This is a genomic window from Streptomyces sp. NBC_00582, from assembly GCF_036345155.1.
Lineage (GTDB): Bacteria > Actinomycetota > Actinomycetes > Streptomycetales > Streptomycetaceae > Streptomyces.
In genome coordinates this window covers 124476-146200 of the sequence record NZ_CP107772.1, presented here as the reverse complement: position 1 = coordinate 146200, position 21725 = coordinate 124476, and the positions used below count along the sequence as shown (strand labels likewise).

At 69.9% G+C, this 21725-nt stretch carries 23 protein-coding genes and 1 pseudogene; 9 read left to right on the top strand and 15 right to left on the bottom strand.

From position 1 onward, the window contains the following. Positions 1-112: 112 nt before the first annotated feature. Positions 113-760: a TetR/AcrR family transcriptional regulator gene (locus OG852_RS00725; protein ID WP_133916244.1), complete on the bottom strand. Its 648-nt coding sequence runs from the start codon at positions 758-760 to the stop codon at positions 113-115. A 508-nt stretch (positions 761-1268) separates the two neighbouring features. Between OG852_RS00725 and OG852_RS00720 the strand changes: the two genes are divergently transcribed. Next, on the top strand, positions 1269-2120 hold the full coding sequence (locus OG852_RS00720) for an alpha/beta fold hydrolase (RefSeq protein WP_133916245.1): 852 nt from the start codon (positions 1269-1271) through the stop codon (positions 2118-2120). A gap of 622 nt (positions 2121-2742) precedes the next feature. On the opposite strand, the gene OG852_RS00715 is transcribed toward OG852_RS00720, so the two are convergent. Further along, the gene (locus tag OG852_RS00715) at positions 2743-3078 is read right to left on the bottom strand and encodes a family 78 glycoside hydrolase catalytic domain (RefSeq protein WP_330351368.1); all 336 of its coding nucleotides are present in this window, start codon (positions 3076-3078) and stop codon (positions 2743-2745) included. Between OG852_RS00715 and OG852_RS00710 the strand changes: the two genes are divergently transcribed. Next, positions 3052-3288, top strand: a complete 237-nt coding sequence (locus OG852_RS00710; protein WP_166663676.1) for a hypothetical protein — start codon at positions 3052-3054, stop codon at positions 3286-3288. The genes OG852_RS00715 and OG852_RS00710 overlap by 27 nt on opposite strands. 397 nt (positions 3289-3685) lie before the next feature. Continuing rightward, a complete protein-coding gene (locus OG852_RS00705) occupies positions 3686-4552 on the top strand; it encodes an alpha/beta fold hydrolase (protein WP_166663688.1) in 867 nt (288 codons plus the stop codon). Positions 4553-4907: 355 nt separating this feature from the next. On the opposite strand, the gene OG852_RS00700 is transcribed toward OG852_RS00705, so the two are convergent. Beyond that, on the bottom strand, positions 4908-5501 hold the full coding sequence (locus OG852_RS00700; RefSeq protein WP_330346799.1) for a TetR/AcrR family transcriptional regulator: 594 nt from the start codon (positions 5499-5501) through the stop codon (positions 4908-4910). Positions 5502-5662: 161 nt separating this feature from the next. Between OG852_RS00700 and OG852_RS00695 the strand changes: the two genes are divergently transcribed. Further along, complete coding sequence (locus OG852_RS00695) at positions 5663-5932, top strand: AMP-binding protein (protein ID WP_330346798.1); 270 nt, start codon at positions 5663-5665, stop codon at positions 5930-5932. Then, positions 5923-6240: a hypothetical protein gene (locus OG852_RS00690; RefSeq protein ID WP_330346797.1), complete on the top strand. Its 318-nt coding sequence runs from the start codon at positions 5923-5925 to the stop codon at positions 6238-6240. Before OG852_RS00695 ends, OG852_RS00690 begins: the two co-directional genes overlap by 10 nt. Here the strand turns inward: OG852_RS00690 and OG852_RS00685 are convergent. Both OG852_RS00685 and OG852_RS00680 read right to left on the bottom strand, forming a co-directional pair. Next, positions 6219-7286, bottom strand: a complete 1068-nt coding sequence (locus OG852_RS00685) for an alkene reductase (RefSeq protein WP_330346796.1) — start codon at positions 7284-7286, stop codon at positions 6219-6221. The genes OG852_RS00690 and OG852_RS00685 overlap by 22 nt on opposite strands. 195 nt (positions 7287-7481) lie before the next feature. Continuing rightward, entirely contained in the window at positions 7482-8321 is an 840-nt protein-coding gene (locus OG852_RS00680) for an alpha/beta fold hydrolase (protein ID WP_330346795.1), read from the bottom strand. A gap of 131 nt (positions 8322-8452) precedes the next feature. Here OG852_RS00680 and OG852_RS00675 point away from each other — a divergent pair, with 131 nt between their 5' ends. Next, a complete protein-coding gene (locus tag OG852_RS00675; RefSeq protein WP_330346794.1) occupies positions 8453-9061 on the top strand; it encodes a TetR/AcrR family transcriptional regulator in 609 nt (202 codons plus the stop codon). Between the two features lie 400 nt (positions 9062-9461). On the opposite strand, the gene OG852_RS00670 is transcribed toward OG852_RS00675, so the two are convergent. Both OG852_RS00670 and OG852_RS00665 read right to left on the bottom strand, forming a co-directional pair. After that, positions 9462-10292, bottom strand: a complete 831-nt coding sequence (locus OG852_RS00670) for an enoyl-CoA hydratase/isomerase family protein (RefSeq protein WP_330346793.1) — start codon at positions 10290-10292, stop codon at positions 9462-9464. Between the two features lie 612 nt (positions 10293-10904). Continuing rightward, a complete protein-coding gene (locus tag OG852_RS00665) occupies positions 10905-11603 on the bottom strand; it encodes an SDR family oxidoreductase (protein WP_133916250.1) in 699 nt (232 codons plus the stop codon). Between the two features lie 285 nt (positions 11604-11888). On the opposite strand from OG852_RS00665, the gene OG852_RS00660 reads away from it, so the two are divergent. Then, positions 11889-12308 (top strand): aldo/keto reductase, encoded by a 420-nt coding sequence (locus tag OG852_RS00660; protein ID WP_330351367.1) that lies wholly within the window; start codon positions 11889-11891, stop codon positions 12306-12308. Positions 12309-12358: 50 nt separating this feature from the next. On the opposite strand, the pseudogene OG852_RS50805 reads toward OG852_RS00660, so the two are convergent. Beyond that, positions 12359-12653 (bottom strand): annotated as a pseudogene (locus tag OG852_RS50805) (IS982 family transposase); the annotation flags it as partial. A 257-nt stretch (positions 12654-12910) separates the two neighbouring features. On the opposite strand from OG852_RS50805, the gene OG852_RS00655 reads away from it, so the two are divergent. Beyond that, on the top strand, positions 12911-14152 hold the full coding sequence (locus OG852_RS00655) for a PP2C family protein-serine/threonine phosphatase (RefSeq protein ID WP_330346792.1): 1242 nt from the start codon (positions 12911-12913) through the stop codon (positions 14150-14152). Between the two features lie 600 nt (positions 14153-14752). On the opposite strand, the gene OG852_RS00650 is transcribed toward OG852_RS00655, so the two are convergent. The 7 genes from OG852_RS00650 to OG852_RS00620 form a co-directional block, all read right to left on the bottom strand. Next, entirely contained in the window at positions 14753-14938 is a 186-nt protein-coding gene (locus OG852_RS00650) for a hypothetical protein (RefSeq protein ID WP_330346791.1), read from the bottom strand. A gap of 219 nt (positions 14939-15157) precedes the next feature. After that, entirely contained in the window at positions 15158-15787 is a 630-nt protein-coding gene (locus tag OG852_RS00645) for a hypothetical protein (RefSeq protein WP_330346790.1), read from the bottom strand. A 262-nt stretch (positions 15788-16049) separates the two neighbouring features. Then, entirely contained in the window at positions 16050-16943 is an 894-nt protein-coding gene (locus OG852_RS00640; RefSeq protein WP_330346789.1) for an IPT/TIG domain-containing protein, read from the bottom strand. A 239-nt stretch (positions 16944-17182) separates the two neighbouring features. After that, positions 17183-17608: a hypothetical protein gene (locus OG852_RS00635; RefSeq protein ID WP_133916254.1), complete on the bottom strand. Its 426-nt coding sequence runs from the start codon at positions 17606-17608 to the stop codon at positions 17183-17185. A gap of 136 nt (positions 17609-17744) precedes the next feature. Beyond that, entirely contained in the window at positions 17745-19040 is a 1296-nt protein-coding gene (locus OG852_RS00630; RefSeq protein ID WP_330346788.1) for an NlpC/P60 family protein, read from the bottom strand. Between the two features lie 500 nt (positions 19041-19540). Continuing rightward, complete coding sequence (locus OG852_RS00625; RefSeq protein WP_330346787.1) at positions 19541-19927, bottom strand: Imm32 family immunity protein; 387 nt, start codon at positions 19925-19927, stop codon at positions 19541-19543. 379 nt (positions 19928-20306) lie between these two features. Further along, positions 20307-20537, bottom strand: coding sequence for a hypothetical protein (locus OG852_RS00620; RefSeq protein WP_208117319.1), 231 nt, complete (start codon positions 20535-20537; stop codon positions 20307-20309). A gap of 417 nt (positions 20538-20954) precedes the next feature. Between OG852_RS00620 and OG852_RS00615 the strand changes: the two genes are divergently transcribed. Continuing rightward, positions 20955-21329: a hypothetical protein gene (locus tag OG852_RS00615; RefSeq protein ID WP_330346786.1), complete on the top strand. Its 375-nt coding sequence runs from the start codon at positions 20955-20957 to the stop codon at positions 21327-21329. Positions 21330-21725 lie beyond the last annotated feature (396 nt).

The window sequence follows — 21725 nt, the reverse complement described above, 5'->3', positions numbered from 1 at the left end:
GGGGCGGACCGGCGAGGCCCCGGCGGCCGGCCGAGCGGCCGCCTGTGAGGTCGCGCGGGCGGCCGGCTGCTGGCGCGGGCAGGTGGCGCGGTGGGGTCACGCGGTGCGCTGCTCAGGTGTAACGGGCGGCCTGCGGTGAGGGGTGCGTTCTGGGCGGGTCGGTTCGGGGAGTGGCGTACCCGTGCTCGATGCCCAGCAGTGCGAGAGCGTTGTGGATGCCCTGTTCGAGGACTTGATCGGCCAGCTGCGGGTCGGCGAGGGCCCGCGCGAGCTGGAGCGTGCCGGCCATCATGGCGTACGCGCTGAGTGCCATGGTGCGGACCGAGAGCGGGTCGTTCGGCGCCAGGCGGGCGGCGATGCCGTCGGCGACCACCAGTACGCCCTCGGTGTACGCCTGCCTGGTCGGGTGTGTGCAGCGTCCTATCTCGTCGAGCAGGGCGGCGGAGGGGCAGCCGATGTCGCGGCTGTCACGGTGCCAGGGGGACAGGTACCAGCGCACGATCTGTTCGAGGCCGGCGCGGCCCGGTTCCGCGTGCGCGACGATGCTCGCGTTCTGGGCCTCGAGCTGGTCGGCGATCGTGGTGGCCACCAGGTCGTCCTTGGATGTGAAGTGGGTGTAGAAGGCGCCGTTGGTCAGCCCGGCGTCCTTCATGAGCGCCGCGATGCCCGAGCCGTCGATGCCGTCCTCCTTGAAGCGGCGGCCCGCAGTCTTGATGATCCTCTGCCTGGTGGCCTGCTTGTGCTCTTGCCTGTATCGCACCGCACACTCCTCTGCGTGCCGGGTGGGCTACTCGCCCTCCAGCGGCTCCTCCAATGTATTGTATTGTGAACGTAATTCAATAGCACCGAATTCCGGCGCCCTCGCGGCCGGGGCGAGGTTGCAGCCCCTCGGTCTCCGCTGCGCTGGACCGCCTGCGCCGCCAACCCGCATGCGGCTGCGAGGCCGGCCGCGGGCTTCGCCCGCCACGGGAGCCCTCTTGCGCGCCCGGGGCGCGCCTGCTTAGTATTATGAATATAATTTAATTGCTCACGGCTCGGCACGGTGGATTCCGAGGTGATCGGAGCGAGCCGGAAGCCGCCTGGGTCGCCCCCGGGGGGCGAGAAGGTGATCGAGCGATCCGAGCGGATCGTCGGCCTGATCCACAACCCTGGCTCGCCGCGTAGGGCGCCGGTCAAGGGCAGCGGCCCCACAGGCCCAGCAAGCCTTGCGTGCTGCGTGAGCAGACCCACGAGAACTGACGGGCACCCGACAGCAAGAGAAGGACGTCATGAGTACGTATCTGGCAGACAAGGCCGAGAACCTCACCGTGGAGGGGCCCTCCGCGACCTTCACCTACCGGCGCATGGGCCCGCAGGGCGGTGTCCCGCTGGTCCTGCTGCAGCGTTTCCGCGCGACCATCGACTGGTGGGACCCGGAGTTCCTGGACTACCTGGCCGCCGACCACGACGTGATCGTCTTCGACAACGTCGGCGTCGGCCACACCACCGGCGAGCCGCGCGACTCCATCGACGGATTCGCCGAGGGCGCCGCCGAGTTCATCGAGTCCCTCGGCCTCACGCAGGCCGACGTCCTCGGCTGGTCACTGGGCGGCTTCGTGGCCCAGCGCCTGGCCGCGCGTCGCCCGGAGCTGGTGCGCAAGATCATCGTGGCGGGCAGCGGCCCGAACGGCTGGGTGCCCGGTGCGCCGGAGGCGAGCGAGAAGGTCCTGGGCATCATGGCCAAGCCCGACGCCGACCAGGACGACATGCTGTACCTGTTCTACCCGGAGACGGAAGCGGCCCGCGCCTCAGGACAGGAGCACTTCGCCCACGTCGCGCCCCGGCTCGCCGCCGGTGGCCCCGCGGTCACCGAGGCGACGGCGCAGGGCATGCTCGCCGCGATCGGCCAGCTCCTGGCCGCCCCCTTCGACGAGGTGCGGGCCGAACTGGAGTCCATCAAGCACCCCGTCCTGTACGCCAACGGCCTGCACGACGTGATGGTCCCCGCCCACGCGTCCTACGTCGCCGTCCAGCACCTGGCCGACGCCACCCTCCTCCTCTACGGCGACGCCGGCCACGCCTTCCTCTTCCAGCACGCCAAGGCCTTCACCAAGCAGGTGGCCGACTTCCTCGCCGCCTGAGCACGCCGACCGTGCCGCCGGTCCCGCACCCCGGCGGCGGCTGGCTGACAGTCGTGCAAGCGCCGCCTCACAGCCGTGAGGCGGCGCTTGCACGATGGTTGACCGACGCCGCCATCGAGGCTGGGCAGTCGGTGCGTACCGGCGACGTGACAATTCTGGATTGCCGGTGCCGAGTTGTGCACCGTCGTGGAGCTGAGGCCCCCGCCGAAGGCGGACGTGACGCCCCGGACCTGGCCGCAGCAGACCGGCAGCTGTCCGGCAGGGCGGGGAACGTTGAGGGGCGGCCGCCCGCTCGGCTCGATGCGCTCGAGCGCGAGCCCGGCGATCGCCCGACCGCCCTGCATCCCCGGGTTGAAGGCCTGGTCGATGGCGTCCGCGCGGAGTTCCGAGGCGGGCAGCGTCGAAAGCTTGCCCTGGATGGACGAGACGAGGGGCCGGCCAAGCCTCTGAGGTCGCCGAGGAGCGCGATCTGACTCCCGATGAGATCCGGCGTCGCCGTGGAGCGGCCTTTCCCGGTCGGACCGACGGTGTCGCCGACGTCGTCGGCCCGGGACGCGACCGCCATCGCCTCAGCCGGTTCGGCCTCGCCGACCTCGACGGGCAGGGCCGACCGGACCGGGGATCAGCCGGCCGATCTGCGCACAGCGACGGTGTTGCGCGGGAGCACGAGCGAACACCACGACAGTTCGAGGACGGGGCGTACGTCGATGACGACGGCGCTCACCGCGTCACCGGCCGGGATGCCGTCGGGCCGGCCCGTGAGCTCAACGCGGCGGAACCCGTGGAAGGCCATGGCCGGTTCGAAGCCGTCTTCGCAGCCGCTCAAGACGAAGTGGCCGGCCGCCGGAGCCGAACGCGGCGGCCGTACGCACAGCTCGCCGTCCTCGATGGCCTCGGCCTGCCGCGCCGTGATCACCGTCCCGGCCACTCCGTGCGCACAGAGCTCGCGCCGGCCCACGATGTTCTGTCCGAAGGCGAGCAGAAGGGCACCGTCAGCGTCGCGCCGGGTCCACCGCGGGTGCAAGTCGGCGACGCGCTGTACCGGCGGCGCGGGATCGGGGTTGAGGCGGGCGTTGTCGTAGTCGACGGTTCGGGCTCCGGCCCGGCCCTCGTCCTGGAATCCGGGGCGCAGCCAGGTGTCGTCCTCACGCCGGTATCGATGTCGTGACCGCTGTACTGATCGTCGGCTGTCACCGGTCCGGGGCCGGACGTCCGCGACTCGCCGGTCACGACCGGAGTCTCGCAGCCGTCGGCGCAGGTGAGCCGCTTCTGCCCTGATGGTGCGCTGTGCTGTGCGCCGCGAAGCCCGGCGGAACCCGTGATTCCACAGCTGTGCATCTCGTTCGGCTCCACCACTTGCACCCTGATGAAATTATGGTCATACTTCAATGGTTGACGGGTTGTTCAGAAACCTGATCCAGGCGGTTCTTCATGAGCCCCCTCCGACCGTCGACTCCGGACTGCAGCCGCAGCCGGGAGACACGGGAGCACCGCTCCGCGCCGACCTGCGAGGAAGCAGAGGCTGGCGCACCGTGGCGGTAACCCACACATCGAAGGGCACGACCGTGAACGCACGCGAAACACATGGTGACGTGGTGACGTCGTACAAGAACGCGCAGACCCGCACCGTCACCGCCGACGGAGTGACCTTCGCCTACCGCGACCTCGGCCCCCGGACCGGCATGCCGGTCATCTTCATCACCCACCTCGCCGCGGTCCTCGACAACTGGGACCCCAGGGTCGTCGACGGCATCGCCGCCAAGCGCCGGGTGATCACGTTCGACAACAGGGGCGTGGGCGCCTCCACCGGCGTGACGCCGAAGACCATCGAGGAGATGGCCAAGGACGCCGTCACCTTCATCCGGGCGCTGGGCTTCGAGCAGGTCGACGTCCTCAGCTTCTCGATGGGCGGCATGATCGCCCAGGTGATCGCCCAGACCGATCCGCAGCTCATCCGCAGGCTGATCCTCGCGGGCACCGGTCCGGCCGGAGGCGAGGGCATCAAGAACGTGACCCGGATCTCCCACTACGACACCCTCCGGGCACTGCTCACCCTTCAGGACGTGAAGCAGTTCCTCTTCTTCACCCGCACCCCGAACGGGATTCGGGCCGGCAAGGAGTTCCTGGCCCGTCTGAAGGAGCGCACCAAGGACCGGGACAAGGCGATCCGCCTCACCTCCTACTTCTCCCAGCTCAAGGCCATCCACCGCTGGGGGCTGGCGCGGCCGCAGGATCTCTCCCGCATCCAGCTGCCCGTACTCGTCGCCAACGGCGACGACGACAGGATGGTCCCGACGTCGAACTCGGAGGACATGGCCCGGCGACTGCCGAACGCCGAGCTGGTGATCTACCCCGACGGCGGCCACGGCGGCATCTTCCAGTACCACGAGCAGTTCGTGCCGACCGCTCTCGAGTTCTTCGGCCGGCCGTAGGGCCGCGGTGCGGTCTGCGTACGGGGCCGAGGACGCTGACTCAGAGCCGTGACGCCCGCCGGGCGCCACGGCTCTCGTCACGTGTTCGACGTAACCGACCTGCTCGCCTCTCGGCCCTGCGGCGCCGAGGCGGTTGTCGTGCAGGATGGCGATGCCCAGACCGGTCGACGTCCCGTTCGGGCCCCAGGCCCCAGGCCCCAGGCCCAGGACCCGCACTGCCGCTACGGCGTGTTTCGAACGGGCGCAGAGTCGGCCGCCGTCCGAGCGGAGGACCCCCGCGCCGGCCGCTCCCGAGATCGCGGTTGCCCCGGGGACCACCCGCTCACGCGGCACCGGCGTCCCGGCCCGTGCCAGGTCATCCAGCCGGTACTGACGTGCATCGCGCGATGGCGAGGGCGTTCTCGATTCCCTGCTCGAGGACCTCGTCGGAGCATTTCCGGTCGGAGAGCGCGCGGGACAGCTGCAGTGTTCCCACTGCCAGGGTGAAAAGCCCGATGGCCTGACCGCGGGCGGACTGCGGATCCTCGGGTGCCAGGCGGGCGGCGAACTCGTCCACGATGGCCTTGGCGCCGTGGGTGTAGGCGGCCTTGGCTCCGTCACCGCAGCGGCCGATCTCGTCCAGCAGGGCGGCGTTCGGGCAACCGTCGCCGGGGTTGTCCCGGTGCCCGGGCGACAGATACGCGCGGATGAGATCCTCAAGTCCCTCGCGGCCGGGCCGCAGCGTGCCGAACTGCTCCACCTGCGCGCGCAGCTGCTCGGCGACGACGTGGGCGACGAGGTCGTCCTTGGACTCGAAGTGGGCGTAGAAGGCTCCGTTGGTGAGCCCGGCGTCCGACATCAGCGTGGAGATGCCGGAGCCGTCGATGCCGTCCTGCTTGAACCGGTGGCCGGCCCGCTCGATGATCCGTTGCCGCGTCACCTGCTTGTGCTCCTTGGTGTAACGCGCCACAGGGTTCCTCCCCAGCTTTGCCGGACCATTGCCTTGTGTCTCATCCTAATCCATGGTCTGACGTCCGTAATATTACGGTCGGAAGGTGACTGTTGGCCGATCTGTCGCCCAGCAGACGGCAGGCCCGGCTCGACCGCCCCACCCGCAGAACCAGGAGAGCAATGATGCTCAGCCCGAGCCGCGACGTGTCACGACTGCTGACGGACACCGCGTCCCGACACCCCGAGCGCACCGCGATCGTCTTCGGTGAAGACCACATCAGGTACGCCGCCCTCGACGCCGCCGCCAAGCGTGTCGCGAACCTGCTCGTCTCGCGCGGGATCCAGCCGGGCGACAAGGATCGTCCTGTCCTGCCCCAACCTCCCGCACTTCTCCACCGTCTACTTCCTACTTCGGCATCCTCAAAGCCGGCGCCGCGGTCGTGCCGCTGAACGTGCTGCTGAGGGTTCGGAAGGTCACCTGTCACCTCGCCGACTCCGACGCGAAGGCGTACTTCGCGTTCGAGGGCACGCCGGAACTGCCGATCGGGCAGGCCGCGTGGGAGGGGTTCCGGGCGACCGAGGGCTGCACCGAGCTTCCTTATCGAGAGCGGTGCCGCCGCGCCGGCCGGGGGAGGGACGCCGGAGTCGTATCAGACGGTCGTAGCCGAGCAGCCCGTGACGTTCCGTACGCCGAAGCGCCCGAGGAAGACGGCTTCCTCGGGCACTGGCGCTCTGGTCAGGCGGTGTGGGTCGGGTAGTCGGTGTAGCCGGCCGCGCCGCCGCCGTAGAAGGTGGCGGGGTCGGGGGTGTTGAGGGGGGCGCCGGCTCGTACGCGCTCGACCAGGTCGGGGTTGGCGAGCGCCATCGAGCCCACGGTGATGACGTCGGCGATGCCGTTGTCGATGTCCTTGGCGCGGGTGGCGATGTCGGTGCCGGCGCGGTTGAGGATCAGCGTGTTCGGCCACAGCTCGCGCAGCGTGCCCAGGAGTTCCTCGTCGCCGCCGTGGGCGAGGTGCAGGTAGGCGAGGCCGAGGGGGGCGAGGGCGCGTACGAGGTGCGGGTAGAGCTCGTGGGGGTCGTCTTCCGTGAGGTCGCCGAGCTGGAAGGGGTTGCCGGGGGAGAGGCGGATGCCGGTGCGGTCGGCTCCGATCTCGTCGGCGACGGCGGTGGCGACCTCCACCGCGAAGCGGATGCGGTTGTCGAGGGAGCCGCCGTACTGGTCGGTGCGCTGGTTGGTGTTGGTGGCCAGGAACTGGTGCACCAGGTAGCCGTTGGCGCCGTGGATCTCGACGCCGTCGGCGCCGGCCGCGATGGCGGCCGCGGCGGCCCGCCGGAAGTCGTCGACCGTCACGGCGATCTCCTCGGTGGACAGTGCGCGGGGCTCCGGCATGTCCTGCATCCCGGAGCCGGTGAACGTCTGGCCCGCAGGCTTGATCGCGGAGGGGGCCACCGGCTGCCGGTGGTGGGGGGTGTTGTCCGGGTGGGAGATCCGCCCGACGTGCATCAGCTGGATGACGATGCGTCCGCCCGCCCCGTGCACGGCTTCGGTGACCTTGCGCCAGCCCGCGATGTGCTCGTCGGTGTAGATGCCCGGGGTGACCGGGTAGCCCTGGCCGTCGGCGGAGGGCTGGGTGCCCTCGGTGATGATGAGGGCGTGCGAGGCGCGCTGGGCGTAGTACTCGGCGTTGAGCTCGGTGGGCACGCCGTCGGGGGTGGCCCTGCTGCGGGTCAGGGGGGCCATCGCCAGACGGTGCGGCAGGGAGATCTTTCCGGCGACGGTCGGGGTCCACAGGCTGTCGAGCATGCGTGATTCCTCAGGTTGTTGGTGGCGGACATCCGGCAGACCTGCGTTCCGGGCGGTGAATCCGGTGAGGCATCCGCCATGAGCATGGGTAAATTACATTACGAACATAATGCTTTGCTGGGTGGCGGACGGGCGCGGGAACGGCCGGGACTGCCGTCGACCGGGGGCGTGCCGCTCGCCTTGCGCGCGCGGCTATTACTCGCCGAGGAACTGAAGGGCGTGCTTCAGGAACCGGTCGGGGTACTGGAAGTGCGCTCCGTGCCCGGCGTCGGGGTAGATCAGCAGCTGGGCGTTGGGGATGTTCTGGGCGAGGTGCCAGGAGTTGATCGAGGCGATCATCACGTCGTTCTCGCCGTTGAGGACCAGCGTCGGCTGGGTGATCGCGTTCAGGTAGGCGTAAGGGTTTTCGCCCGGCAGCGGTTCCGCGTAGGCCATGGACGCTTCGAACTGCGCCTGCCCGACCGCGGGCGAGCTCGGCGGGTCCTGGTCGGCCCGCTGGTGACGGCGCTCCCAGAAGGCCCGGCCCGCTTCGATGGCGGCCTCCGAGCGGCCGAAGAACAGGAAGAGGAAGTCCTCCAGGCCGGGGACCGGGTTCAGCGCCACCTCGGGCACCTTGGGGTCCATCGTCGGGTCCCCGCCGCGCAGGCCGGTGCCGAGCAGGAGGAGCTTGCGCACCAGCTGCGGGTGGCGCAGCGTGACCTCCTGCGCCTGGTAGCCGCCGAGGGAGAAGCCGAGCAGGTCGACCTGCTCCAGCCCCAGCGCCCGGATGACCGCGGCGATGTCGTCGGCCATGTCCTCGACCCGGTTGCGCGGCGTGCCGGACGACGAGGCGATACCGCGCCCGTTGAACAGGATGACCTCGCGGCCTTCGGCCAGGCCGTCGGTGAGCAGGGGGTCCCAGTTGTCCATTCCCCCGCGGAAGTGCTGGACGAGGAAGACCGGGACGCCGGAGGGCTTGCCCCAGCGCCGGTAGGCGAACCGGTCGCCGTCGACCTCGATGTACTGGGTCGGTGCGGTCGCGTGCGTGTCACTCATGGTCTGCGGCTTTCTGAAGGGGATGACCAATACGATGACGGTCGTAATATAAAAAGTCAAGCTCTTAGATGTCGATCGGCATCTATGTATGCTTGACCGTCGAGCGTCGACCGTGGAAGAGGCGGGCGCACATGCGAGTGACCAAGGCACAGGCGGAGCAGAACCGTGCGCACATCGTCGCGACAGCCGCCCGGCTGTTCCGCGAGCGCGGCTATGACGGTGTCGGCGTGGCGGAACTGATGGCGGCCGCCGGGTTCACCCATGGCGGGTTCTACAAGCACTTCCGTTCCAAGGCCGACCTGATGGCCGAAGCGTCCGCGAGCGGGCTCTCGCAGACGGCGGCACGGACGGAAGGCCTGGGCCTCACCGAGTTCGTCGAGAGCTACGTCTCCCGCGAGCATCGCGACGGGCGCGGCGACGGCTGCACCATCGCGGCCCTCAGCGGCGACGCCGCACGTCAGCCGGCGGACATCAGGACGGAGTTCGCGGCCGGGATCGAGAACCTGCTGACGGCCCTTCAGGCCCCGAGCGGCACGTCGGAGGATGCGGACCAGCGCGCGGCCCGCGCCATGGTGATCGACATGCTCGCCCATTCGGTCGGCGCGGTCATGCTGTCGCGGGCCTGCCCGGACGGTTCTCCGCTGGCGGACGAAATCCTCGAGGTCTGCCGCAAGGAAATCCTCGCCTCACTGGCACACGACAGCAGCGACCGGCCGGCGGCACGGAGCCCGGAAGCCTGACCGCAGCCGACCGGCCACCCGAGGGTCAGAGGCTGACGAGCCTGCGATTTTGAGCCGCTGGTGCGGCATGCAGTGCCTTCTCCAAGGGTGGTCTGCGCCGCTGCCGAGAGCTGTTCGTGCCGTCGACGAAGTCACGGCACCGGACGTGAGAACGGGAGACCAGCACGTGACGACCGGCGCGCGCATGCCGGGGCATTGTCGGTCGCGTTTTCCGTGTTCGGACCCCGGCGGGTGCGGCGGGGCCCTCCGGCTGGGAGAGCCGGCGGCCGGGCTGCCGTTGAGGCGTGCCCGGCCGCCGTGGGGACCCCTCGTGAGCCGGGGGGAACCCGCCCGGGGTGTCGCGGCGCCTACGGGCGCCCTGTGGGGGCGCTGCGGTCGGTCGTGGGTGCGGCCGGGGCGATCAGAGGGCTTCGCTGACCCGGCCGATGTACTCGCCCAGCTGGTACTCGACGTCGAGGCCCTTTTCGGCGGCCAGGGCGCCGAGTCCGACCGCGCGCGCGGCGAATCCCGGCTGCGTCAGGGTGCCCGCGAACTCGCCGAAGGAGGCGACCAGGTGGGCGTCCGGCGGCAGGGTGGCCCGGTTGACCTGGGACTTCGCGGTTGCCAGTGCCTGCCGGTCGAAGGAGGCGAGGCGGGCGACGGTCGCGTCGACGAAGGCGTCGAGTTCCGCGTCGGGCAGGGTCCGGGTGACCCATCCCCAGCGCTCGGCCAACTCGGCGTCGTAGTCGGCGCTGGTCAGGATCGCCTCCAGGGCGCGGTCGCGACCGAGGGAGCGCGGGAGCCGCTCGCCGCCGCCTCCGCCGGGGACGAGGCCGAGGCCGACCTCGGGCTGGCCGAAGAACGCCTTCTCGCGGCTGGCGTAGCGCAGGTCGCAGGCGAGGGCCAGCTCGTTGCCGGCGCCCCGGGTACGGCCCCGGATGGCCGCGATACTGACGAACGGAGCCTTGCTCAGCCGCAGGACCATGTCGGTCCACAACGGGTTGTCGTCCTCGTGCTCGGGCACGGGGAGGTCGGCGGCCGCGGCGGCGTCGAAGTGGTTGATGAAGAAGTCGGGAAGTTCGCTGGCGAAGACGACGACCTGGATGTCCGGGTCGTTCTCCAGCTCCGAGACGATCTTGTGCAGCGTCACGATCGACTCGGGAACCACCAGGTTCACGGGAGGATTCGAGAACGTGATCCTGGCCGTCCGGGGGGTCGTCCGCTCCAGGCGGATCGTGCTGGGCTGGCTCATGGCGTGGTTTCCGTTTCGTGTTTCGTAGGGGGCTTGGGCCTGCGTGGCCGTGATCGCGTTCGGCGACCACGGAGCTGTCGCGCCTGGTGGGGTGAGGGTGTCGTCGGCTTGTCACTCGCAGCCGCGTCGGCTGGGCCGGCCCCGCCTGCACCTGTGCGGCATGGTGTGGGCTCCGTTCGTTCGGGCCATGGCGAGCCGGCGCTCGGTCCCCACCATTTACCTTATGATCGTAATACAATAGGCCGGAAAACGCCCGCCGGGCAAGACCCGGCATGCGGGGCGAGCCACCGGCCGGCCGTATCGCATGGATGGCCGACCGGCGAACCGCAGCCGTCGAGACCGTCCGGCGGCGTTCGAGAGTGGGAAGGGCCAGGCGGTCAGGCGGGCGGGGGAGATCCTCGCTTCCGGGCGAGGCCGCCGCCGAGGTCTTTGCGGAGGGAGGGGAGGGCGGGGGTGACGATCAGGTCGCCGAGCGCGGTGATGACTCCGGCCATGCCGGTGATGACCGCGGCCCCGACGGCACTGCCTCCCGAACCGGTTGCTTGTGATGCTGTGTCAGGACGTTCCCTTGGCGGACGCGCCTGGCGGTTGGTCGGCGGGGGCGGGTGCTCCTCAGGGGAGCTGCGGGTAGAGCACCGAGACGCCCCCGGACAGGGCTGCCTGTGCCTGGCGGGCCGCGTTGTCGGCGAGGATCTCGTAGGCGCCGGCGGCGATGCCGTCCACGGCGATGCGCGCGATGTCGGCCGGGTCGGACTTGGCCGCGTCGACGGTACGGACCATGTCGGTGTCCATGTAGCCCACATGCAGACCGGCCACGCGGATGCCCTGGTCGGCCAGTTGCACGCGCAGGGTGTTGGTGAGCGACCACTCCGCGGACTTGGCGGCGCAGTAGGCGCCGAACTCCGGGAAGCTGACCCAGGACAGCCCGGACAGGACGTTCAGCATGGCCCCGCCGCCGTTGGCCGCGATCTGGGGCGCGAAGGCGCGGGCCACCGTCAGGGTGCCGAGGTAGTGGGTGTTCATCTCCAGGCGGATGTCGTCCAGGTCGGCGGTGAGCAGGTCGGCGCCGGTGGAGGAGCCCGCGTTGTTGACCAGGATGGTCACGTCGCCGGTGGCCTTGGCGGCGGCCGCGACGGAGGCGGGGTCGGTGATGTCGAGTGCGATCGGCTTGGCGCCGGGCAGGTCGACCTGGTCGGGGTTGCGGGCGCCGGCATACACGGTGGCGCCACGGCTGAGCAGTTCGGCGGCGAGGGCCCGGCCGAAGCCCCGGTTCGCTCCGGTGACAAGGGCGGTGCTGGCGGAGAGGTCCATGAAGGTTCCCGGTGAAGTGGAGAGGAGATGACCAGAGCGCTGATGGCGTGACCCGACGCGGTCCAAGTCGATTAAATTACGATCGTAATAGTAAGCAGGCTGAGTCAGTGATCGCAACCGATCCGTCTGGTGAACGACGCTGGCGCCGGGCCCCTTGCCGGAGCACTGTCAAGGAGCTGATCGATGCGGGCAAGGCCAGGTACTTCGGCCTGAGCGAGACCGGCCCGCAGACCGTCCGCGGGGCGCAGGCGGTGCGGCCGGTCTCCGTCCTTCAGGCCGGTACTCCTGTCCGAGCGGAACGTCGAGCAGCTCTTCCCGGTCCTCGACGAACTGGGCGCCGGCTTCGTCGCCTACTCGTCTCTCGGCCGCGGCTGCGTCACCGGCACCGCCACACCCGCCGGCGAACGCGACGGAGCCGACATGCGCAACGTCGACCCCCGCTGGCGGCCCGGCGACGTCGAGAAGAACGGCCAGGCCGTGGGCAAGCTCGGCGACCTGGCCGCGACCAAGGGCATCACCGTCTCCCAGCTGGCCCGCCAGCGCCGTCGACGCCCCTCTGACCAGGGGCGACCTCGCAACGATCGACGAGATCCTGCCGCACGGCGGCTTCGGCGCCCGCTACTCCGAGGACCACGCGCCCGTCTGGATCTGAATCCGCGCCGGGACCCGAGCCGCCCACAGGCATCGGCAGAACTCCTCTCGTAAGCCCTATCTGACCTGCTGTCACCTGTCCCCGCATCTCGGGGGAACCTCACCCGCTCCCCGACCTTCGGGTTGGCACCAGGTGCCGGGCATGCCTTCGGCGGTGGTGACCAGGTAGAGCCGGAACGCCCAGAAGGTGCGGGAGTGACTGCGGCGGTAGCCGTATCCGGCGTGACCGGCCAGGCCGGAGCGCTTGACCGTCTCGCGGGAGGCGGCTCAGGGCAGCGGCGTGGAGTCGATCAGCCGGAGGCTGTCATGCCAGGTCGGCACCTGCCGGGCCGGCGTCTCTGTCACCGGACTGATCATCCGCCCGGCGGCGTTGAGACGCTTGTTGTAGGCGGGCTGCTGCAGGTAGCGGAAGAGGTCCCCAGCCGGGCATGGGCAAAGCGAATCCGTGCGCGCCCTGGAGGAGGGGGACTGCCAGGTCCGGCGCGCGGTGGGTGCAGCCGGTCGACGGTGGGGTGGACATGCCGCAGTCGGCGTAATGGCCCCGTACGGCCGCTGTGCGGCGGCACTCTGTACGCACTGTGTTCGAGAGGGACACCGTGCCCGTCGCCGGATACGCGGGAGTGGCAGCTCAGGGACGCTGGGGGGAGGGTGGGGTCATGGCGGAAGGCGGCCGGAAGCCTCGTCGGAGCGTGCCCGACCGGTCGGAAGGATTCGGTGAGCGGCTGCTGGGCCTGTTGCTGGACCGGGCTCACGAGATGCCGCCGCAGCTGATCGCTCCACTGGTCGCGCAGGAGGTGGCCAAGATCGGCGGCCGTGAGGTGTCGATCCTGCTGCAGGACTACGGGCAGGAACTGCTGGCGCCGCTGCCGGGCAGGGGACTGCTGGTCGGCGGGCCTGAGCCGATCGGCGACTCTCCCGCGGGCCGGGCGTTCCTCAACGCGACCGCTGTCGAGGTCCGGCAGGCGGGCGGCGTCCGGATGTATCTGCCTCTGCTGGACGGCAGCGACCAGGTGGGGGTAATGGCCGTCACCCTGGACACCGTCGACGACGACGACCGGCGCCTGCTGGGCAGGCTCGCCGGGCTGGTCGCCGACATCATCGTCACCAAGCACAGCTACACCGACCAGTTCTTCCAGGCCAGACGCCGCGAACCCATGAGCGTCGCGGCGGAGATGCAGTGGTCCCTGCTGCCGCCGCTGGCGATGTCGGTTCCGCAGGTCGCGGTCGCCGGGATCCTGGAACCCGCCTACAACATCGCCGGTGACAGCTTCGACTACGCCCTCAACGACACGATCCTGCACGCCGCCGTGTTCGACGCGATGGGCCACGGCCTGGAGGCCGCCACGATGGCGACCGTCGCCGTCGGCGCCTACCGCCACGCCCGGCGCGCCTTGGTCGACCTGTCCGAGAAGTACATCTTCATGGACCAGGCCATCTCCCAGATGTTCGGGCCCGAACGCTTCGTCACGGCTCAGATGATGCATCTGGACATCGTGGAGGGCAGTCTGCTGTGGGTGAACGCGGGCCACCCGGCTCCGCTGCTGATCCGCGACCGTCAGGTCGTGGAGCGGCTGGAGAGCGCGACCACCCTGCCGGTCGGCTTCGGCGGACAACGACCCAAGATCAGCGGGCGACAGCTCCGGCGCGGTGATCGCGTGCTGTTCTACACCGACGGCGTCATCGAGGAGCGCAACCTCGCCGGAGAGACCTTCGGCGAGGACCGTCTCATCAACTGCATCAACAGCATGCAGCCGGTAGAAGAGGGACTGCGCGGAGAGCTTCGCCGGCTCTCCCACACCCTCAAGGGAGAACGAGGCGGGCACACCAGCGACGACGCGACGCTCTTCCTGGTCGAGTGGCGCGGAGGTACTGCCGACTACCTGACCGTCCTGGCCTGAGCTTGTCCAAACACCCGAGCGCGGACTCGAAGCAGCGATGCGCAAGACCGCCGGACCCAGGTCTTCGGCATGGCTGTGAGCTTGTCGCCGTCTGATGGCTCAACCCACCCCAGCCGCGTCACTAACCTGCCCGAACGGCACACCTAGCCACTTGCCCCTGAAGAAGTCTCGTGCTGCCTCTGGGCAGAGCTGGGTTGCGTCCTGACAAGTGGTGTACGGGTTCGACCTGATCCGTCGGGTGCCGCAAAAGCTGCGTGCGGCCGCCCCCGGCACGGCGTTGGCTGCGCCCCGGTGCCAAGGTCGTGGTGGTGCTGACCGCAGACGGAGAGGCGGCCGTCCTCGGCCGCACAGCCGACGGCTGCGGTCGCACGACGGGTGTCCCCTGGGACCCGGCGGTAGTAACGAGCAGCAGCGCCGTGGCCGTACGCCGTTCTCCGTACGGCGGGAGGGGGCCAGGGCCCGGGGCAGGAGCGGCAGGCCGGGCCGGTGGTTGTCGCGGTTCCACGAGAGCCGGTCCGTCGGTGGTGGTCGAAGGGCGGTCCGTGAACGGAGAGGTATCAGACCGAACTGCTCGTCGTGCACCACCGGGTGCTCGGCCGGCTAGAAGCCGTGGGTATGTCCGGCACTGGTGAAGTCCGACCGCCCCGGAAGGGCGACGAGGAACTCGTCGCCCTTGAAATCCTCGGAAAGCAGTACGGGCACCTGGCGTGCCGTCAAAGCCCTGCAGCCCAGCCGTTGTAGTTCAACCACGACGGGGTACCCCTGGCGGCTGATCGGAACGGCCACGTCCCCTCCTTTGGCCGCATGACTGATGACATGAGTGCACCAGCATGGTGGATCTTCGTGGAGGCGGGAGTCACTCCGCACACGTACGCCGCTGCCGGCGCACGCAAGAACGTGGCTCCGGCAAGGTGTCGCAGGCGGAGATCATCTCCCCGGGGTCGATCCGGCCCTCGTGACCGCTCAGCAGCAGCGCATGATGCAGTCAGCCCCGAGCGCTCGGCGTCAGGCGGACTGCCGCGGTGTCTGCTCGCCGGCTGCGGGCACGGGCGCGTCGGGGGCGGAGTAGAAGACGGCAGTGCCCTGCTTGGTGCGCTGGGCCTGGCTCTTGGCCACGAGGCCTTCCAGCGTCGTGCGCACCACGGTGGTCTTCACCGCGCGCTCGGGATGCAGCTGTCCCAGCGCGGTGGTGATCTCGGCAGCCGAGCGGGGCTCTGCCTGCCCGGCCAGGTGTTCCCGTACGAGGTCCACCAGCTTGGGCAGAGCAGGCGGCTGGGCATCCGCCGCAGCCGCGGTGGCGGCGGTCTTCTTGCTGGTGCGCTTCTTCGCCGGGGCGGGCTTCTTATCCTTTGCCTGCTTGGCCGCACCGGATGCTGCCGTGGCCTTCTTGCGGGGAGCGGGTACCGCCGTGACGGGCTCGGCGGCAGGCGCATCGGGCGCCGCCGGGACACCGAGAGCCTGCTGGAGGCTCACCAGGACGGTGTGATCGTGCCGCACGGCGGCCAGCTGCTCCTGCAGCGCTTCGATCTCACCGCTGAGGCGTTCCTGCTCCTTCAGGTTGCGTTCCAGATCGCCTGCGACCTGGGCGCTGTAGTGGGAGGTCAACCCGGCTGTCGGGGTGGCGGTTTCGGACATGATGCTCACAGCCTTCCTGTGTGCCGCGGCCGATGAGCGGCGAGCCCATGGCGTACACGACGTCGATGGTTCGTGCTCTCCCGCCTGCTGTCGTGGTGGCAGCGGCAGTTACTGGCGCACATGTTTGTTGTAGCGATGGTACGGAAGACGGCCGCGTTGTTCTCTGTCATGCGGCTGAGAGCTGATGTGTGAGGCCCGGCAGGGTCGCGGATCAGGGCGCAGGCCTGTGTGCGGGACGCAGACGAGTGCGTCCGGTTGGGGGTCAGAGGGCAGGTTCGAAGACGTAGGTGAAGGATCCGGTGGCGGTGCCGCCGGGGGTGGTGACGGTGATGTCGACGGTGCCTTCCTGTCCGCTGGGCGGGGAGGTGGCGATGAGCGTGGTGTCGGAGACGGCGGTGAAGGTGGCGGGGACGCCGTTGAAGGTGACCTGGTCGGTGGCGGCCAGCCCGGTGCCGGTGATGCTGACGTCGGTACCGCCGGTGGTGGGGCCCGTGCCGGGGCTGACGCCGGTGACGGCGGGTGTGCCGAGGTAGGTGTAGAGCGGGCCCTCGGCGCGCCCGCCGGGGGTGAACACGGTGATGGTGACGCCGCCCGCGACAGGAGCCCCGACACCGGCCGGTGTCCTGACGGCCAGATGCGTGTCGGAGACCTTCTGGATGACGGCCCGGCGGGGCCCGAAGTACACGTCGGTGGCTCCGGCCAGGTCGCGGCCGGTGATGGTGATCTCCTGGTCGCTGCCGGCGAGGGGGCCCGCGGCGGGGCTGATGCCGGTGAGGGCGGGAAGGGGCCGGTAGTAGAAGGTTCCGAGGATTCCGGTGCCGCCCGCGGTGGTGACCGTCACCGGGACGGCGCCGCTTCCGGCAGGGGCGGTGACGGTCAGCGAGGTGTCCGTGTTGGCGGTGATGGCGGCCGGGGCAGTGCCGAAACGCACGGAGCTCGCGCCGGCCAGGTGGCGGCCGGTGATCGTCACCCGGGTGCCGCCGGCCGTGGATCCCTGGTCGGGGATCACGGTCGTCGCCATGACGCTCACGCTGCCCGACGCGTTGTCGGTCACGTAGGCGTGTGTCCCGCCGGGGGTGATCGCGATGCAGGTGGGACCGTCTCCGACGTCGATGTTCTCCACGACCGTGTGGGTGGCGGCGTCGATCACGCTCACCGTGTCCGGCTCGCCACGTCTGTAATCGTTCTGTTCAGATTTTCTGACAGTCTGCCCGCGCCGCGCCTCGGGGTCACGTCGCCCTGCCCCGACCGCGTGCGCCGACGAATACGGCCGGCCCGGCTGCCGGCGACCAGGCTGCCGACGCCATCGCCTGGCAGGAACGGCCGCAGCCGTTCCCACTCCGCATCCGTCAAGTCACCCCGCCCCCATCGGGGGTGCGGTCGGCCGGCGTGTTGTCAGCAGTGCCGCAGCCCGTACCTGCTGGGGTCGGCGTCGAACCAGCTGGGAGTGAACACCCAGTCCGCCGGCACGTATCCCTCGCTGCCCTCGCTGATCCAGTCGGGCACCGTGCGGTACCAGGTCGTGTTCCCGCCGCCGTGCAGCCCGCCCGTCGACCAGCAGGTGAAGTAGCTGAACGTCGACTTCAGCAGGCCGTTGAAGGGGCTCTCGTGGAACGGCTCCAGCCGGGTCGGTGCGTCCCCGCGGTTCCCGCACCACAGCCGCCCGTCGTGGGCCCGGACGCCGCACTCGGGCGCCGCCGCAGCCGCTGCCGCTGCCGGAGCCGCCGGAGCCGCCTGCGCGGAGGGTGCGGCCAGAGTTCCGGCCAGCACGGTGGCCAGCGCGGTGGAAAGCATGGCCGCCTTGAGGTGTTTCCCGAACATGGTTCTCCTTCGTTGTCGTTGCATGGAGAGGGCGTGATCGACAGTGGTCGGGCACGCCGTCGGACAGGCCGCCGGACCGGCCGGCGACGGTTGTCGACGCGGTGGCCGGCCGGGCGGCCTCGCGTGGCGGAACGGTTCAGAACCAGCCCGTGCAGACGATGGAGCCGCCCTTGCCGTTGGTGCCGCAGGCACGCATCACCAGGCCGTTGTCGTTCCACTGCGGGGTGTACGCGTCACCGCCCGAGGTGACGGTCGTGTAGCCGAGCATCGGCTCCCAGGTGTCCCCGCCGTCGTTGCTGCGATCGACCCAGATCTCGTCACCGATCGTGCCGCCGGTGATACGGCCCCAGGCACAGGCGGTCGTGCTGTTGTAGCGCAGCTCGACGGTACGGCCGAACACGGTCGCGGACCTGGCCGTCCACGCACCGGCGGATTCGGGTGGGGTGCCGTCCCCGCAGGAGGTGTTGGAGGACGCGCCCTCCAGCGTGCCGCCGATTCTCGCGTAGTCCCCGCACGACGGCACACCAGGTGTGATCGCCGGGCCCTGGAGGAAGAGATTGCTGATCCAGCTGCGGTAGTCCGGCAGATACGTCCAGACGTTGTTGACCATGCCGTCCACGGTGACGCGTTCCCCCACGCGCTGGCACAGCGCCCGCACGGCGACCGAAATGCCGTTGCTGACCGACCAGTTGATGCCGCTGCCGGTGGTGGAGTCGTTGCGCAGGTTCGGCTGGCCCCAGGTCTTCACCTGCTTGCCGAGACCGTCGTACTCCCACACCGGGAAGACGCCCGGGACCTCGGGCCGCAGCGAACCCTGGTAGCCGGCCCACGGGATGTCCGAGACGCGGATGACCTCGCCCGACTGGGGCGATTCGAGTCTCTTGCCGTTACCCAGGTAGAGGGCGACGTGGCTGAGTCCCTCGCCGAAGTACATGATGTCGCCCGGCAGCAGCGGAGCCTCGCCCTGCGCCTTGGTGAACCTGGTGTGCGCGTAGCCCGGGTTCTGCCAGGTGGACTGCGTGGTGCGCTCGCTGATGATGTCCTGGCGGGTGGCCTTGTACCAGGCCCAGCGCACGAGGCCGATGCAGTCGAAGCTCCAGTACGTCGGATCGTTGATGGACCTCGGGTCCGTGTCCAGCATGCCCTGGCTGGGTCCGGGCAGTCCTCCGGCGTGGCCGCCGCCCCAGGCGTACATCCAGCCGACGTAGCGGCAGGCGACGTTGACGGCGTCCTGGGCGGCCGTGCTCGCTCCCGCCTTCAGCGGCGCACAGGTGTCGGCGGCCGGTGCGGCCGGTGCGGCGGTGGCCGGTGCCGCCGTCGGCAGAGCCAGACAGGCGACGGCCACGGCGGCGGCGAGCAGCAGCCGCAGCGGCCGGAAGCGGCCGTGCGGTGTTCTGCCGCGGTCATGGACGCGTGGGTTGGCTCTTCTCATGTCGTTCCCCCGTTGTCTCCGGCCATGGTCGGTCGTCGCACAGCCGGCCGGCCGTGTGCCGTCGGCGTGGGTGAAGCACCCACGGCGGTCGGCCCGGCGCCGTGAGAGCTGCCCACAGCAGCCTGCTGGCGGCGCGAGCCTCCTGTCGACGCACCGACGTTGCCCGGCCGAACGGGCAACGGGAAACCCCCGGGAAACCCGGCGAGCAGTGCGGTTGGCCGGCGCCCGTCCGTCGCGGGCGCGCATCCCTGCACCCCGCCGTCCCACCCGGCACGGGACGTCCCCCCGGAGCGCGCCGCGCCCGCCGGGGCCCGTCCCGACCGGGGCCGGCAGATGCGCCCCGGCCTACCTGGCGTCCTGCCGACCCACCATCTCGGTGGGCTCATCGAGTCCGTCAAGGGCCGCCTGAAAGGGCGCACAGCAACAGCACCGGCGCACCGCTCACCCGCTCGCCGGCCGCCCGCGATCCCTGATGATCGCCGCCGCGGCCCACCCGCCGGTCATCGGGCCGGCATCCCTCCGTGGGGACTGTTGACCACGATCGGCAGGGACCCTTCAACGAGGTAGGGGTGCTCGGGAAAGTAGTCGATGTGGAGGTGACCACCGTCCTCGGCGGTGGCCATGCCCTCAAGGTTGGCTGCGAGAATCGCTCTCGCGCCGGGATCGCCGCTGATCACCAGAACCTGCCGCGAGGCGTCCAGTTCGACCCGAACCCCGGGGCCGGAAGACTTCCTGACTTCGACCCCCGCCAAGGTGCCACCGTCCAGTGGCGGCGAGGAGCCGACGAACCCGTCACCCTCGGCCACCGCCCTCGCCAGGGCGGCCAGTTCCTCCGCCGAAGCGGTGAGATCCACTTCGCCGAACACGGGATCGGAAACCAGTCGCACGGGCGGCACTCCTTCACAGGCGGACCCTCATGATGCCGTCACACGTCGTCGGCCCCGCGCCCACCCCGGGCGAGCCGACCGAATACGACCAGGCACATCGGATCCCCTGGGCGGCGCGGAGCCGACCTGGCCGCCGGGTCCCGCACCCGCGTGGACTCCGGCGGGCGGGGCACGGTGTTCGTGGACACCGACGCGACCCGGCCCGCGCCGCGGGCATGGACGGCCCGTGCCTGGAAAGTCCTGCGGGACTGCCGTCTCAAGAGGGACGGCGTTCACCAGGCCATGCGACGTCGTCCTGGATCACCCACGCCACCGTTGCAGGTCAGAAGCACTCTCCGTCGATGTGATGGCCTGGAGTATCAGGCTGGGTGGCTGAGGCTCAGCTGGCGCTGCCGACCAGCTTCCAGGGCTCGTGGTCGGCGTCGGCCCCGGTGCCCGGGGCACTGCCCTTCGTCTCCCACTTGGCCTTCCAGACCTTGCCGTTGCACTTGACCATGGTCTGCTCGATCGGCTGGCTGGCCGGGAGGATCCGGCAGTAGTCCAGCGTCGTGCTGACCCGGTGGAACGTCGAACCGGCCGTCACCTGCCACTGGCCGCCCTGGGCCCGCACCGCCCAGCGCTTCCCCCACAGCCTGGAACACCCGGGCCCGCGCACCCCCGCGCCCGGGATACGAGAGCGGTCCCGGGCACAGCGTCCGCCCCCGGAATCCGCAGTCACGGCGCCCGAATAGGACCACCGGGGCCCGCCCGGCCACCCTGCGGGTAAAGAGCCTTGACGAGGCAGAGAAAATGCGTACCCTTTTGTTCTGCAGGGGCCCGGCAGACCTACCGCCCCTCCGTTGAACCCATGAGATGGCGAACCGCCCGACGGCTCGCCATCTTGTCATTCCAGCAGCGATGAAGTAAGCTGTTTACAGCAACAGACAAGAAATCGAGGCGCGTCCGCGCCCTAGTCCTGGCATACCCCTGCCCGGGCGAGCAGAAGGCTCGTTCCCGGGATTTTTTATACCCAAAATGAGGAGCTGAATTGGATATTTTCGGCATGGTCAAGTGTGAGAGCGCGACGATGGCGGACAGCAGTGAACCCACCCCCGAAAGGGCATCTGACCTGCACTTCTATCGTGAAAAGGAGGAGGTGTCCTCCCGGCTCGATAGCGACGTTCCCGTCTCGTCCCAGAGTGTGGGGGAGCGGGAGGAGCGTTTGGCGCGTCTTCAGGACAGAGCGGCGTGGGTGACTCTCGCGGCAGCGTCAATTCCGCTTTTCCTGGCGCTCCTCGGTCCTTCTCAGGCCACTGAAGAAAAGGTACAGGTCGACGTAACCGTTGTCGTCGTCGAGAACCATGTCGCAGTGAATCCTGAATATGCGGTGAAGGCTCAAATTGAGGAGGAGATGGCGAAGTAACCGAGACGGTCTTTTCTGTAATGTCGCCGGGCGCCGCTCGGCGTTTTTTGTTTGCCTTTTCCCGGGAGAGGCTCCGCAGGCCCCGGGTGCCCGTCCCCGGCCGCGCCTGCGGGGCAGACGGTCCGCGCGGCAGGGCGCCTGCCAGTCCCCCCGAAAGGGAGAGGGCGCTGCCGGCGTCGCGGCGGCCTGGCGCGGCCCCGGCCGCGGACCCGTGCGACCCTCACGCCCGGGCCCCACTGGGATTGCGCCACAAGGCTCTTGACGCCCCGCACGCAGCCCCCGGCTGCCGGGCGCATGTCTGTCTGCCCGTCGGCTGGCCGGTGCGTGACCGTGCGCGGCCTGGTGGCGCCCTCAACACCGTTGCGGCAACAGCTAATCACTCAGATCGAGTTGAGT

Coding starts and splice junctions, on each gene's coding strand:
- OG852_RS00680 (WP_330346795.1), bottom strand. CDS start 8,321: ATGAGTGACACGCACGCGACCGCACCGACCCAGTACATCGAGGTCGAC.
- OG852_RS00685 (WP_330346796.1), bottom strand. CDS start 7,286: ATGCTCGACAGCCTGTGGACCCCGACCGTCGCCGGAAAGATCTCCCTG.
- OG852_RS00720 (WP_133916245.1), top strand. CDS start 1,269: ATGAGTACGTATCTGGCAGACAAGGCCGAGAACCTCACCGTGGAGGGG.
- OG852_RS00635 (WP_133916254.1), bottom strand. CDS start 17,608: ATGTTCGGGAAACACCTCAAGGCGGCCATGCTTTCCACCGCGCTGGCC.
- OG852_RS00695 (WP_330346798.1), top strand. CDS start 5,663: ATGATGCTCAGCCCGAGCCGCGACGTGTCACGACTGCTGACGGACACC.
- OG852_RS00675 (WP_330346794.1), top strand. CDS start 8,453: ATGCGAGTGACCAAGGCACAGGCGGAGCAGAACCGTGCGCACATCGTC.
- OG852_RS00645 (WP_330346790.1), bottom strand. CDS start 15,787: ATGTCCGAAACCGCCACCCCGACAGCCGGGTTGACCTCCCACTACAGC.
- OG852_RS00630 (WP_330346788.1), bottom strand. CDS start 19,040: ATGAGAAGAGCCAACCCACGCGTCCATGACCGCGGCAGAACACCGCAC.
- OG852_RS00655 (WP_330346792.1), top strand. CDS start 12,911: ATGGCGGAAGGCGGCCGGAAGCCTCGTCGGAGCGTGCCCGACCGGTCG.
- OG852_RS00665 (WP_133916250.1), bottom strand. CDS start 11,603: ATGGACCTCTCCGCCAGCACCGCCCTTGTCACCGGAGCGAACCGGGGC.
- OG852_RS00670 (WP_330346793.1), bottom strand. CDS start 10,292: ATGAGCCAGCCCAGCACGATCCGCCTGGAGCGGACGACCCCCCGGACG.